The organism is Algoriphagus boseongensis, from assembly GCF_004362805.1.
GTDB lineage: Bacteria > Bacteroidota > Bacteroidia > Cytophagales > Cyclobacteriaceae > Algoriphagus > Algoriphagus boseongensis.
Window position 1 is genome coordinate 394182 of sequence record NZ_SNYF01000007.1, and the last position, 13668, is coordinate 407849.

Annotated in this window: 12 protein-coding genes; 9 read left to right on the plus strand and 3 right to left on the minus strand. The window is 44.2% G+C overall.

Annotated elements, in window-relative coordinates:
• Positions 1-35: 35 nt before the first annotated feature.
• From DFQ04_RS13130 to DFQ04_RS13140, 3 genes are read right to left on the minus strand one after another with little or no spacing between them, the layout of a single operon-like run.
• On the minus strand, positions 36-413 hold the full coding sequence (locus DFQ04_RS13130; RefSeq protein WP_133556573.1) for a hypothetical protein: 378 nt from the start codon (positions 411-413) through the stop codon (positions 36-38).
• Positions 406-780, minus strand: a complete 375-nt coding sequence (locus tag DFQ04_RS13135) for a hypothetical protein (protein ID WP_133556575.1) — start codon at positions 778-780, stop codon at positions 406-408. The genes DFQ04_RS13130 and DFQ04_RS13135 overlap by 8 nt, the downstream gene beginning before the upstream one ends.
• Positions 755-1534: a hypothetical protein gene (locus tag DFQ04_RS13140; RefSeq protein ID WP_133556577.1), complete on the minus strand. Its 780-nt coding sequence runs from the start codon at positions 1532-1534 to the stop codon at positions 755-757. Before DFQ04_RS13140 ends, DFQ04_RS13135 begins: the two co-directional genes overlap by 26 nt.
• Positions 1535-1773: 239 nt before the next feature.
• Here DFQ04_RS13140 and DFQ04_RS13145 point away from each other — a divergent pair, with 239 nt between their 5' ends.
• The 9 genes from DFQ04_RS13145 to nosZ all read left to right on the plus strand — a co-directional run bounded on the left by DFQ04_RS13145 (position 1774) and on the right by nosZ (position 13657).
• Complete coding sequence (locus tag DFQ04_RS13145) at positions 1774-2049, plus strand: DUF302 domain-containing protein (protein ID WP_243739688.1); 276 nt, start codon at positions 1774-1776, stop codon at positions 2047-2049.
• A 362-nt stretch (positions 2050-2411) separates the two neighbouring features.
• On the plus strand, positions 2412-2990 hold the full coding sequence (locus tag DFQ04_RS13150; protein ID WP_133556579.1) for a TetR/AcrR family transcriptional regulator: 579 nt from the start codon (positions 2412-2414) through the stop codon (positions 2988-2990).
• A gap of 17 nt (positions 2991-3007) precedes the next feature.
• Positions 3008-4324, plus strand: coding sequence for a TolC family protein (locus tag DFQ04_RS13155; protein WP_133556581.1), 1317 nt, complete (start codon positions 3008-3010; stop codon positions 4322-4324).
• A 3-nt stretch (positions 4325-4327) separates the two neighbouring features.
• The gene (locus DFQ04_RS13160) at positions 4328-5377 is read left to right on the plus strand and encodes an efflux RND transporter periplasmic adaptor subunit (RefSeq protein ID WP_133556582.1); all 1050 of its coding nucleotides are present in this window, start codon (positions 4328-4330) and stop codon (positions 5375-5377) included.
• A gap of 10 nt (positions 5378-5387) precedes the next feature.
• Positions 5388-8498 (plus strand): efflux RND transporter permease subunit, encoded by a 3111-nt coding sequence (locus DFQ04_RS13165; protein WP_133556584.1) that lies wholly within the window; start codon positions 5388-5390, stop codon positions 8496-8498.
• 178 nt (positions 8499-8676) lie between these two features.
• Entirely contained in the window at positions 8677-9108 is a 432-nt protein-coding gene (locus DFQ04_RS13170; RefSeq protein WP_133556585.1) for an RrF2 family transcriptional regulator, read from the plus strand.
• Positions 9109-9149: 41 nt separating this feature from the next.
• A complete protein-coding gene (ric, locus tag DFQ04_RS13175) occupies positions 9150-9869 on the plus strand; it encodes an iron-sulfur cluster repair di-iron protein (protein WP_208110536.1) in 720 nt (239 codons plus the stop codon).
• A gap of 3 nt (positions 9870-9872) precedes the next feature.
• Complete coding sequence (locus DFQ04_RS18450) at positions 9873-11675, plus strand: c-type cytochrome (protein ID WP_243739689.1); 1803 nt, start codon at positions 9873-9875, stop codon at positions 11673-11675.
• Between the two features lie 23 nt (positions 11676-11698).
• On the plus strand, positions 11699-13657 hold the full coding sequence (nosZ, locus tag DFQ04_RS13185) for a Sec-dependent nitrous-oxide reductase (RefSeq protein WP_133556587.1): 1959 nt from the start codon (positions 11699-11701) through the stop codon (positions 13655-13657).
• Positions 13658-13668: the final 11 nt, after the last annotated feature.

Below are 13668 nucleotides of genomic sequence, written 5' to 3' on the forward strand. Positions count from 1 at the left end.
CCGACCAATTGGTCAGTCTTTTTCTCTGGAAAAAATCAGCTCTGAGGAGGGTGAAAAAAATCAAAAGCAGAACCTGTGGCCAGATTAAATTGATCAAATGGGGTGTAGGAAAATTCCAAGTTGACTGTTGAATGAGGGTTTAAAGGTTCAAAAGTGACTTGTTCAACGAAAACAAGTCTGAGCTCTTCTAGGGTAATCTCGGTCTGGCCTTCAGTCTGATTTTTAGCCTCTGAAAGTCGCTTTCCCAATTCGCATTTTCCGTCGCATTGGAGTTCGGGTTTATCCTTGTTGATGCAATACAAAGCAGTGATTTCCTCCCGGTCCATGTAAAAATTTACTTGGATAAATGTATACCCCATCCCATTGAGCAGGATCAAAACGATCAGGACGCTATTTAGCACAGCTTTAGCCACGAGTGTTCAAAATTGGTTCAGGGTTTTCTGTTCTTCGGTGATTTAGGTTACCATCGCCCCCTTTTTTCCGGATTTTCCAAATGACAATTCCTGCCATCAGCCCAAATTGAATCAGAATCAGATAGCCATTGGCGATGCCGAAAATTTTGCGAAGCTCATAAACTTCAAGAAAGCCAAATAGAATTCTACCTGCTAAACTGACTTGAAAAAGCGTCCAGGACACCCATAGAATCGGGTGATATGGTGTCTTCCTGATGCCGAAGATGGTTGGGAAAATGATCGGGGCATGAGCCCAAATCATAGAGAAAGAAAAGCCCAAAAAGAAGGTATGGAGAATCAAATCATAGAATAGAGGATGGTTTTCCAAAACAACTAAAATGATCCCCTGCGTACCAAGCCAAAGATATCCAGTCCTCAATCCAATACCCAAATATCGAAACTGACCGTTTTTTTTTGACGAGGACTTTGGCTATATCGAAAACCCAAAGCCAGGCAGCTATCAGCAAAATTCCTATTCCCAACAGTTCATTTCCCCAAGTATGGAAAGGGACAAGTAGACCAATAAATACAAGCACTAAATGAAGGGATAGGGCATTCTTCGCCCAGGGAACCACTGGTAAATACTGACTTAACTCCAGCCTCTCTCCTACAATAGTGAAAAGTAAAAATCCCATCCACAAAGTAGTCCCCGCTGCAACCAAGCCGGATCTCCAGGTTATGAAATTACCGATAAACCAAAACATGGCTCCGGCATACAGTAGATAAGTATGTAAATAGGGCTTTTTGACCGATTGCAAATGCATGATGATTCCCAATCCCAATGATCCGGCAAGTAAAAAATAGAATCCAATCTGGATCATCCCGGCGAGAAAAAAGAACAAAGAAAGCCCTGTCAGAAATGGGATTGCCAGCCAGATTTTTTTCTTCAACACCATAGCTCGCTCAAGTGAAATCAGCGTTCCCAAAAATCCCCCGACCATCAGCAGGCCGTGATTCAATCCTGCCGAAGCGACTGGAATCATGGGACTGCCCAGTCGGATCCATCCACCTGAAATGCCTCCCAAGAGTCCCAGCAGAACCAAAGGAAGTAGTAAGTAGGGTTGGGATAATTGGAATTTCATGACTTTGCCTGCCTTAGATCAGCGAAACTGACGATTTGCATCTCTTCAGAGTTGAATCTGAAGCAAAGATATATCTGGTTTTTAATAAAAGATAAAAATATCCGATAATATTTTAAAGGAATGACTGTAATAATTAATTAGACCATTTGCGTCCTAAGTTTGATGCAAAAATTCCTATGTATTTCTTATTACTGAATTCTGCTAATAACTTTTAGAAATTCGTGCTGAAACAATATCGGATGAAAGCATCTCTTAAAGATCACAGGCAAAAGGTCTACCAGACAAAAGACACCACCAAAGTAGAAGCTGGCCTAAAAGAAGTTGGCTTTGGTATTCTCACCGAAATTGGCATTCAGGCCACAATGAAGAAAAAACTGGATAAAGATTATCCTCCTTTTCAGATTTTAGGAGCATGCAATCCGGTGTTTGCGGATAAAGTCTTGACTGCCGAGCCGAATGTCAGTACGCTGTTGCCCTGCAATGTGACCATCCAAAGTCTTGGAGGTGAAGACTAGGAAGAGACCATCATGGATCCTGCCGCAGCAATGTCTGTGGTCCAAAATCCTGCAATCGAGTCTTTGGCAGGAAAGGTAAGAGGCAAGCTGATGAGTATGCTGGAGAGTTTGTGATTTAATCCAGATCAACTGATTTTCGAATTTACATTCTGGGCTGAGGGAATCTTTCCTTGTAAGTCTTCCAAATTTGGGAGACTTTTTTTGTGGGTTAGGGAGTTTAGGCAAAAAGCCATTTGCGGCTCAAAATCAATTCCTTTTTCTGAAGAGGATTGAGTTTATTTTATTCAAATTAAAATCCAGAAAAATTTTGCGTGAGGAAGAAATTTATTTAAATTTGTTAGTAAATACTCACTTACAATACTATGCCCATTTCAGAACGCCAAAAAGAAATCATCGATGCAGCAGGGAAAATCCTGACGCAGTCTGGTATCAGCGGATTGACGACCAAGAATCTGGCCAGGGAGATGGGATTTTCGGAGGCTGCGATTTATCGGCACTTTCCGAGTAAGGAGGCAATCATTCTCGCTATGTTGGGTTTTCTGAGATCAAATATGGATTCGCGTCTGGCTGCGGTAAACCAATCTCAGGGATTGGAGGAACGATTAAGAGCGATTTTCTCCAGTCAATTTTCCTTTTTTACTCAAAACCAGCACTTTGTTGTAGCGGTATTTTCCGATGGGTTATGGGAAGAAAGTGGACAAGTCAATCAGGCAATTTTAGCCTTGATGCAAACGAAGATGAGATATCTCCTCCCACTGATTCAGGAAGGTCAAAGTCAGGGCCTATTCAAATCATCTATTTCTTCAGAACAAATTGCTCATATAGTATTGGGAGCATTTCGTCTTCACATGTTTAAGTGGCGCGTTTCAGGGTTCAGTTTTGACTTGGTATCATCCGGTGAAAAGCTGATTGATTCAATTTTAGAAGTTATTAAAGGCTAAAAAAAAATTTGCGTATCATGTTAGTAAATACTCACAAACAAATCTTCCTCACCTTCCTGATATTTTTAATGGGATGGTCGGCCAAAGCGCAGGTATGGACGCTGGACCAATGCCTGGATTCTGCGCTTCAGTACAACAAGTCTCTGGAGATGGCAAGGAATCAAATTTCGGCAGCCGACTTGAAGCATGCCGAGTCCCGAAGTCAATTGTTGCCCAAGCTGATGGCTTCGGGTGATTACCGGTATTTTACCGAAATACCCTATCAATACCTTCCTCAGGCTGCTTTTGGAGGTCCGGAAGGTGTCTATAAACCGATCCAGTTTGGGGTTCCGCATAATTTTTCGGCCAATCTTTCGCTGAGGATGCCGATCTATGACCCGCAGGTTTTGGCAGGAATCCAGATTTCTGAATCCTATCAGGAGTTGGCTGATTTGCAGCGGGTCCGAACCGAGGAGCAGGTGTATTTGGAAGTTTCCCATCTGTACTACAATGCCCAGATTCTTAAAAACCAACTCGATTTTCTCCGGCAAAACCAGGCGAATGGGCAAAAACTGGAACGGAATACCCGATTGCTTTATGGACAAAAACTGGCCACAGGAACAGATCTCGACAAGGTCCTGCTTCAAAATCAGCAGCTTGCGGCTCAAGTTCTCCGTCTCGAAAATCAATATCAAATAGTAATTCAGCAGCTGAAATTGAATATCGGGCTGTCACTCGAAAAGGAACTGGAAATCAATCCGGAAATCCTGTTGCATGAGGAAAGTATTGTCGATCCGGTTTTGACCTCCGACTTTAAAATTCAGGAGATTAAAGAGAAAACCGTAAATCAGGAGCTCCGCGCTTTGAAGCAATCCAAAATTCCAAGTTTGAATCTGATTGGAAATTATGGTACCACTGGCTTTGGATATAACGGGGCTCCGGAGTCTTTTCTGAAATTTTACCCAGTGAGTTTCATTGGTGCACAAGTAAGTTTTCCAGTATTTAATGGTACGATTACCACCAAGAGAATAAAGCAAAAGGAACTGGAGCTGGCTAATGCTTCCATCCAAAAAAGTCTGATTCAAGATCAAAATCTGGTGCAATATCAATCTGCAACTCTTCAGCAAAAAACGGCTGAAAGCCAGATTCTAACTTCACAATCCCAAATCAAACTGGCTGAATCCATCTATGCCAAAACACTCCTCCAACAACAGGAGGGACTGGCAACCTTAACAGACATTCTACTTGCTGACAATGCGCTTCGTGATTCGCAACAGCAATACCTCAATGCTTTGGTGGACTACCTCAAAGCAACCCTCGAACTCAAAAAATCCACAGGCACTCTTCTTAATTAATCCATGAAAAAGATACTATATATCCTCATTCCTTTGGCTATTGTAATAGCCGTGGTGGCCAAGTTGGCGATGAACAAAAAGATCGCTACTGAGCGGGTGTATTCCTATGACCGTGATCTGGCTATTCAGGTCAATGCGCTGAAGGTTAGTGCTTCCAGTGTACAGCCGGAATATGGTTTTACCGGGACCTTTGAACCCAACCGGGAGACCAAATTGAGCGCTGAAGTGCAGGGAAAAGTCAATCGGGTGTTGGTGGAAAATGGCAGTCTGGTCAGAAGAGGACAGGTGCTGATTCAGCAGGATGATGCCTTGCTTCAGCTCCAACTTAAATCCGCTCAAGTCCAAATCAACGGACTGGAAGCAGATCTCAAGCGCTATCGGATTCTTGTAGAAAATGATGCGATTCAGGGGATTCAGCTTGAAAAAACCGAGATGGCGATGGAATCCGCTCAGGTTCAGATTAGCACGCTGAAAGAGCAAATCAGTAAAGCGGCTATCCGAGCGCCTTTTGATGGGGTAGTGACAGCCAAGCTGACCGAAGAAGGGGACTTTGCAGCTCCCGGAAAACCGCTGATTCAACTCACCGATATCTCAAAACTTAAATTGACGATTCAGGTGCCTGAGCAGGATTTGAAGCTTTTTGAGCAGGGAAAAGAATACCAGATTCAGATTCCAGGGCTTTCACAGGAAGCAACCGGTAAAGTCAACATGGTTGGAAGTCGAGGTAATGCAGGAAACAGCTTTCCAGTGGAAATCATCATTCCAAACACTTCAAAGCAGGAAATCAAGGCGGGTATGTTTGGCGAACTCAAGATGAAAACGGAGGCAGGACAATCAGGAATTCTGATTCCTGCAGTTGCGATCCTTGGTTCCGATCTTTCACCGCAGGTGTACTTGGTAAAAGACGGGAAAGCAGTCCTTCAAAACATCCAAATCGAGAAGCGATTCCCGGATCAAGTTTTGGTCAGATCAGGTCTGAGCGAAGGAGACGTGCTGATTGTCGGAGGCCTGATCAATGTCTTTGAAGGTGCCAATGTAACCGCCAACTTCTAATCCTCGCGACATGAATATCACATCAATTGCTATCAACCGACCCTCGCTGATCATCGTTTTGTTCAGCTTATTTATCCTGCTCGGCTACATCGGTTACACCAATTTGTCCTATGAATTGATGCCGGATTTCAATCAGCCTGTACTCGTGATCAAAACGGTCTATCCGGGTGCGGCACCTGAAGAGGTGGAAAGTTCGGTTTCTGAAAAAATAGAAGATGCACTTTCCAATCTGGAGGGAGTGGACTATTTGATCACCAAATCCCTTCCGAATGCTTCGGTGGTGATCGCCAACATGAAATACGGGGTGGATCTGGATCAATCCATGCTGGATGCGCAACGCTACATTGATAATGTCCGAAAGGATCTTCCTGATGAGGTTTTGTCTCCGGTGATGAGTAAAGTTTCTCCCAATGATCTGCCGATTATGTCCATCACGGGCACGAGCAAGATGGGAAGTACGGAATTTTACCAGCGGATGAAAGATGAGTTTTTGCCTCAAATCCAACAACTCAAAGGAGTAGCGGAAATCACCATTCTGGGAGGTGAGCAACGGGAGGTGCAGGTGAAAGTAGATCAGGAAAAACTCCGCCAATACAAGATTTCTCTGCAACAGGTTGTGGATGCTATCAACCGTTCGGGATTGGATATTCCGGCCGGTGTAGTGCAGACTGACAAGGAGCAAAGTGCGGTAAGACTTACCGGAAAGTTCAAAACGCTTGAAGATATCCAAAATGTGCAGGTCGCGATGCCCATTCCGGGTTCGCCGATTTATGTGAGAGATTTGGCTGTTGTGAAAGATGGCATCCGAGAGATCACTTCCATTAGCCGGTACAACGGGCAGGAAGGAATAGGAATGATGCTCAAAAAGCAGGGAGATGCCAATGCCGTGGATGTTTCTAAGGCAGTTCGGGAGCGATTGGCTTTGATCGAATCACAAAATGCTGACGCTGGGGTGAAGTTTATTATCGCGGATGACAGTACTGACAATACCATTGCAGCGGTGGATTCGGTGATTTTTGACTTGATTTTGGCTGTGATTCTGGTTTCGCTCGTGATGCTTCTCTTTTTGCGAAGCTTCAGAAATTCGCTCATCGTAATCGTAGCAATTCCGACGTCTTTGGTGACAGCTTTTGCTGTGATGTGGATTTTGGGCTATACGCTCAATCTGATGACTTTGCTTGCCATGTCGCTGATTGTCGGAATCTTGGTGGATGATGCCACGGTAGTTTTGGAAAATATCCAGCGACATCTCGATATGGGTAAGGATAAGCGGGTGGCTTCGATGGAAGGAAGGATGGAAATCGGATTCTCCGCACTATCGATCACCTTGGTAGACGTGGTGGTTTTCCTTCCAATCCTCTTTTTACAGGTGTTTGTAGCGGATATGCTCAAGCAATTTTCTGTGGTGGTCATCACTTCCACCTTGACCAGTTTGCTGGTTGGATTTACGCTGACTCCGTGGATGGCTTCCCGAATTGGAAAATCTGAGGACCTACAGCCTACTAATTTCTTCAACCGTTTTTTGATTGGGTTTGGGCATCAATTGGATCGGTTTGTGGCTTGGTACGGCCGTCAGTTAGACTGGGTACTGGAGCACAAACTGGCATTTGCAGGGATCGTTCTGGGGCTTTTTGCAATGACCGGAATCATCATGAAGCAAGGAATCATCGGAAAGGAATTGATCGCAACCGGAGATCAGGGCAAGTTCAGATTGTATCTGGAGTTTGATAAATCCACCTCTATTAAGGAAAACAACCTCAAAACCTTGGAAGTCGAAAACTTCCTGCTCCAGCAGCCTGAGGTTGCTACTATCTTCAGTAATGTTGGTGGGCCAACCACAGGAATAGGAAGCTTGGGAGTGGGGGCGGCCTTCAAATCAGAGTTGACGATTCAACTTAAGGACAAGAAAGAAAGAGGAGATATCCCGACTGAAACCTATATGGAAAATATGCGGGAGGAGCTAAAGAGGAAGTTTCCCGGTGCCAGTTATTCCATAATTGCTTTGGGATTGATCCCTAGATCTGCTCCAATTGAGATGACCGTCAGCGGTCCGAGTACAGAAGCAGTAATGACTGTGGCGAACAACCTCAAAACCGTGGTAGAAAATATCCCCGGGGCAGATTATGTGAAGCTTTCTGTGGAAGAGGGAGGCTCTGAATTTCAAATCATCCCAGATCAGGATCGATTACAGCGGCTGGGATTGAATAATGCTTTTGTCGGATTGAATGTGCGAACTGCACTTACCGGAAACGATGATGCTACGCTGACTGAGGCAGGAACAGAATATCCGGTGCGGATCCAGTTGGATAATTTCAACCGTCAAAACTTCGAAGATGTAAAGCGTTTGACTTTGGTGAATCCGGCTGGAATACCCATTGAGCTTTCCCAAGTAGCAGCTATTGTGCAGGACAAGTCACCCTCACTTTTGGAGCGGATGGACAGACAGCCTGCAGTGACACTGACAGCAAATGCACTGGGAAGACCATCCGGAACAGTGGCCGATGATGTGGTCGCATATCTTAAAGAAAATCCACTACCAGCCGGGGTCAATATGGTTTGGGGAAGTGATATCAAAAGGCAAAATGACAGTTTTGGGGCTTTGGGATCAGTTTTATTGATTTCCTTCCTCCTCATTTACTTGATCATGGTGGCCCTTTACGATAGCTTTATCTATCCGTTTGTGGTGCTTTTCTCCATTCCCGTTGCTGTGATTGGAGCCTTTTTAGCACTTAATCTTTCAATGAATAATCTCAGTTTGTTTGCTCTTCTAGGCTTGATTATGCTGATGGGCTTGGTAGCCAAAAATGCAATTCTGATCGTGGACTTCACGAACCAACTCCGTGAAACAGGTATGGAAGTGAAGGAAGCACTCAAGAAAGCTGGTCAGGGAAGAATGAGACCGATTTTGATGACGACACTATCCATGGTGATCGGAATGCTGCCGATAGCCCTGGCGACTGGCACGGCGAGTGAGTGGAAAAATGGATTGGCTTGGGTAATTATAGGAGGCTTAATGTCTTCCTTGATTCTGACAGTCTATCTAGTTCCGGTTGTTTATTTAGCCGTGGAAAATTTGAGATTGAAGTTGACCCGAAAAAAAGAATCAGCCAAAGTATTTTGATTCTGATTGAGATCTCAGCTTTCAGTCTGAGAAAAAGTTACTGATTAGGATTAGTCAAAGCCTCCATTTTCATTAGAAAGTGGGGGCTGATTTTTTTTATCACTATAAAAAAATATTACAGGATATTTTTATCCTTTAATATATTCTTTTACATTTGATCATCAATTCAACTTAAGTGATGTTTTCCAAAGCCTGTAAATATGCCATCAATGCGATGATCTACATTTCCACCCTGCCGGGGGGAAATGATCGGGTTAGCTTGAAAGACATTTCAAAGGCGATCAATTCTCCTGAAGCGTTCACTGCAAAGATTTTACAGGTACTAGTCCGAGAAAATTTACTTTCCTCTATAAAAGGCCCAAATGGCGGTTTTGAGATTCATGAGGATGGAAGAAAGACGCAGCTCTATCGAATCGTGCAAGTGATTGACGGGGATCAGATCTTCATCGGTTGTGCGTTGGGCCTTGAAAAATGCTCAGAAGATCATCCCTGTGCTGTTCACAATAAATTCAAAGCAATCCGTGAACATCTCGCCGGAATGATGCTGACTACTTCGCTGGAGGATATGGCCAAAGGGATAAAAAATGGAACCAACTTCTTAAAGATTTAAAAAAAATTCAATTTATAAAGGATAAAAATATCTTAAATATCATGAACGAGATCGCAGAAAAGAAAGTAGGAAGCATTGTGGCGGGGAATTTCCGCACTGCTAAAATCTTCACCGATTATGGAATTGATTTCTGCTGCAAGGGCGGAATCAAACTCAGTGAGGCCTGTGAGAAGAAAGGCGTGAATCTCGATGAAATCACATCCGAACTCGAGCAAGTGGTAAAGCAACCGGATGAAACGCATTATCAGGACTTTGGCATGACTGATTTAGTAGATCATATTGTCAATGTTCATCACAAATACGTGGAGACCACCATTCCAGCTCTGAAATTTTATCTCGATAAAATCGCAAAAGTCCATGGCGATAATCATCCTGAGCTTTTAGAGATCCGGGATGAGTTTTTCAAGACTTCTGATGCACTGACCTCCCATATGAAAAAGGAGGAGTTTATTCTTTTTCCTTACGTCAAAGCCATGGAGTCAGCGAGGAAAAACCATTTCCCACTTTCTCCTGCGCACTTTGGAAGTATCGAAAATCCAATCGCAATGATGGAAGAGGAGCATGATACCGAGGGTGAGCGCTTCAGAAATATATCCGCACTGAGCAATAATTACACGCCTCCTGCTGATGCTTGTCAGACTTATAAGGTCGCTTTTGCGATGCTTCAGGAATTTGAGAATGACTTACACACTCATATACACCTGGAAAACAACATCCTTTTTCCTGAGGCCAAAGAAGTTTTTAGCAGCCTGAATGCCTGATCCATGATCACTCAAAATCCAATATTGTCCACATTCTCTTTTTCCTCCGTGGTTCAATTCCGCCAGAATTGGATAAGATGGGCGTTTGGATTTTTCTTTCTGGCTGTTTGTCTGGGATTGGTAATGAGGTCATTTCACGTGGTTGAGATTCCTTACTTCGAATACCGAAATATCCTTCACACGCATTCCCATCTCGCTTTGCTGGGTTGGGGACATTTGATGCTTTTAGGAGGGATAGTCTTTGGCTTGGTGAAGGAAAAAGACCAAGTCAAAGATTATAAGTGGCTTTTCTTGGGAACGATTCTATCGCTATTGGGAATGCTGTTTTCTTTCCCTTTCCAGGGATATGGAGTGATCAGCATCAGTTTTTCCACGCTTCATGTGTTGCTTTCCTATGGTTTTGCATACAAGCTTCTAAAGGTAATCAGGTCCATAGAAAAGACCCCTGCCACTCGTCTGATTCGTCTTGCGATTTGGTTTATGGTGATTTCCACATTTGGACTTTGGTCACTAGGGCCAATATCTGCGACGCTCGGCAGGATGCACGAGCTCTACTTCATGACGATTCAGTGGTTTCTTCACTTCCAGCTGAATGGTTGGTTTGTGTTGGGAGTACTCGGATTGATCCTTCTCTTCTTCGAGGAAAAAGGATTTAAAATCACTTGGACGGCCTATCAAGAATGGATCCTTTCGATCTCTGTGATCCTGACATTCATGCTTGCTGTGACTTGGGCCGAACCGAGACCAATCTTCTTTCAAATCAATGGATTAGCTGTGATTATTCAGCTGATCGCCTATTCCTGGATTTTGAAGTCAGTTTTCATATTGCTCAATTCAAATCAACTCAAGGGCTTTGCCCAACTGCTTTTGATTTTGGCTTTGGCAAGTCTGGTTGCGAAAGCGATTCTTCAGGGACTTCTGGTTTTTCCATCCATAGCGGTGATTTCCTATTCGATCCGCATGTATGTGATCGGATTTCTTCACCTGGTTTTATTGGGAGCGATGACCATGGGAGTTTCGGCAGTGGCGATCGCCCGAGGCTGGATCAGTGAACAGCCGATAAGCCGACTTGGGTGGATTCTAATGATTTCAGGCTTTGTGATCACCGAGTTTTTACTCTTTCTGCAGGGTACATTGATTTGGCTGAAGATGGGCTTTTTGCCCGAATACAACTTTTGGCTTTTCCTCGCTTCCTGCCTCTTTCCGCTCAGTCTTGCCTTCCTTTTTGCAGGCTTAAGATCAAATGAATTTTCCAACCAATCTATATCAAATTCTAAAACCCGATTACAAAAACGAATCAATCCTGAGACTATGAGAAAAACTATGATTTGGTCAATGGGTGTCCTGGGGATACTCCTGACTTCATGTGGGGGAGGAAGTGGCGAAAGCTCGAACTCCACTGCTACTGAAATCGCTCCAAAAGAAGAAGTAAAGGCCGATCCCAAAGGAATCGGAGAATTCAAAACAGTCGAAATCGGTGAAGGAATCGACGAAACATTGGCTGCCTCCGGCAAAGCCATTGTGGACATGAAATGTACTGCTTGCCACCAGTTGAATGACAAGAGGCTGGTAGGTCCGGGATTTCAAGGTGTCACCAATAGGAGAAGACCTGAATGGATCATGAACATGATCACCAACGTAGATGTGATGCTTGATCAAGATCCTGCAGCGCAAAAGCTTCTGGAGGAATGTCTCACTCGCATGCCTAATCAGAATATTACTCTAGATGATGCGAGAGGTATTCTGGAATTTATGAGAAAAAATGATGAAGAAAAGGCAGGTCAGCGCGATGCTGCCACCAAATAACCCAGTTTAAACCCCCAAATCTAATGAAAACAAACAATTGGCTACTTGCTGCTGGGCTTTTTGCCGCAGCAATAGCACCTGGATGTAAACCCAAAGGCGCCCAAACCGCCATCACTGGGGATGCCGCATCCAAAGTCTATGTGGCTCCGGGCCAGCATGATGAGTTTTACAACATCGTCTCAGGCGGATTCAACGGACAAATGTCCGTGGTCGGTCTGCCTTCCGGGCGAGTTTTAAAAATCCTCCCAGTCTTCTCGGTAAACCCAGAAAATGGGTATGGATTTTCTGAAGAATCTAAACCTATGCTCAATACCTCAAACGGTTTTGTGCCTTGGGACGATTTGCACCATATCGCAATTTCCACTACCAATGCAGAGCATGATGCTAGATGGGCCTTTGGCAATGCGAACAATACTCCAAGAATTGCCAGGGTAGATTTGAATACCTTCAAAACAGTAGAAATCATCGAAATTCCGAATTCGGCAGGAAACCACTCGTCTCCCTTTATTACTCAAAATACAGAGTACGTGGTAGCAGGTACCCGATTTTCGGTGCCTGTGGGCGAGAATAGAGATGTGCCTATCGATACCTACAAGGATAACTTCAAAGGCCATATTTCTTTCATCGGCGTCAATCCAGAATCTGGAGAAATGGACATATCATTCCAAATCGAAGCTCCGCCATTTAACTTTGACTTAGCCAGAGCTGGGAAAAATAAGTCTCATGGATGGTTCTTCTTTTCTACCTACAATACTGAGATGGCTCATACTCTTTTGGAAGTGAATGCTTCCCAAAAGGATAAGGACTACATCATGGCTATTAACTGGAAGAAGGCAGAGGAATATGTCAAAGCCGGAAAAGGCACCAAAAAGAAAGTGCGCTATGCCCATAACAAATGGAATGAAGAAACCCACTCTGCCACCTCTACGATCAAGGAAGAAGTGCTCGTACTGGATCCCAAAGAGCTCAAGGATATGGTCTACTTTATTCCTTGTCCCAAATCTCCTCACGGTACAGATACAGATCCTACCGGAGAATACATTGTAGGAAGTGGAAAGCTCGCGGCAATAATTCCGGTGTTCTCCTTTACCAAAATGCTCAAAGCCATTGAAAACAAGGATTTTGAAGGAGAATTAAGCGGCATGCCCGTTTTGAAATATGAATCTGTACTCCATGGAGAAGTAGAGAAGCCAGGATTGGGACCTCTGCACACTGAATTTGACGGTAAAGGGTTCGCCTATACTTCCATGTTTGTTTCTTCAGAGGTGGTAAAATGGAATATCGAAACGCTGGAAGTGGTGGATCGTGTTCCGACCTATTATTCTGTTGGGCACTTGAGTATCCCTGGCGGTCCTACAGGCAAGCCTCATGGGAAATACATGATTGCTTACAATAAGATCACCAAAGATCGGTATTTGCCTACCGGCCCTGAGCTGACCCAGTCTGCACAGCTTTACGACATCTCAGGAGACAAAATGCAGCTGCTCCTGGACTTCCCAACTATTGGTGAGCCGCACTATGCAGAAGCCTTCCCTGCCAGTCTGATCAAAGATCGTCAGGTGAAATTCTATCCTTTGGAGAAAAATGCCAGCCCCTATGTCTTGAAAGGAATCAAAGATGCCCGTGTGGAGCGCAAAGGAAACCAAGTCCATGTTTACATGACTTCCATTCGATCCAATTTCAGACCGGACAATATTGAAGGAGTATTTGTAGGAGATGAGGTGTATTTCCACGTGACCAATCTGGAGCAAGACTGGGATGTGCCGCATGGCTTTGCTGTCAAGGGTGCCAATACCGCAGAACTGCTCATCATGCCAGGTGAGACCTCAACCCTGAAGTGGGTTCCTGAGAAAGAAGGAGTTTATCCATTCTATTGTACAGACTTCTGCTCTGCATTGCACCAAGAAATGCAAGGCTACATGCGGGTATCTGCTCGTGGATCCAATGTACCTCTGAAGTACTCTACTGGAGAATCCGATTAATGCCCATCACC

What these genes read in the sequence shown, in the direction of transcription:
- ric (WP_208110536.1), top strand. Translation starts at nt 9,150, where the DNA reads ATGAACGAGATCGCAGAAAAGAAAGTAGGAAGCATTGTGGCGGGGAAT.
- DFQ04_RS13170 (WP_133556585.1), top strand. Translation starts at nt 8,677, where the DNA reads ATGTTTTCCAAAGCCTGTAAATATGCCATCAATGCGATGATCTACATT.
- DFQ04_RS13145 (WP_243739688.1), top strand. Translation starts at nt 1,774, where the DNA reads ATGAAAGCATCTCTTAAAGATCACAGGCAAAAGGTCTACCAGACAAAA.
- DFQ04_RS13155 (WP_133556581.1), top strand. Translation starts at nt 3,008, where the DNA reads ATGTTAGTAAATACTCACAAACAAATCTTCCTCACCTTCCTGATATTT.
- DFQ04_RS13165 (WP_133556584.1), top strand. Translation starts at nt 5,388, where the DNA reads ATGAATATCACATCAATTGCTATCAACCGACCCTCGCTGATCATCGTT.
- nosZ (WP_133556587.1), top strand. Translation starts at nt 11,699, where the DNA reads ATGAAAACAAACAATTGGCTACTTGCTGCTGGGCTTTTTGCCGCAGCA.
- DFQ04_RS13160 (WP_133556582.1), top strand. Translation starts at nt 4,328, where the DNA reads ATGAAAAAGATACTATATATCCTCATTCCTTTGGCTATTGTAATAGCC.
- DFQ04_RS13140 (WP_133556577.1), bottom strand. Translation starts at nt 1,534, where the DNA reads ATGAAATTCCAATTATCCCAACCCTACTTACTACTTCCTTTGGTTCTG.
- DFQ04_RS13150 (WP_133556579.1), top strand. Translation starts at nt 2,412, where the DNA reads ATGCCCATTTCAGAACGCCAAAAAGAAATCATCGATGCAGCAGGGAAA.
- DFQ04_RS18450 (WP_243739689.1), top strand. Translation starts at nt 9,873, where the DNA reads ATGATCACTCAAAATCCAATATTGTCCACATTCTCTTTTTCCTCCGTG.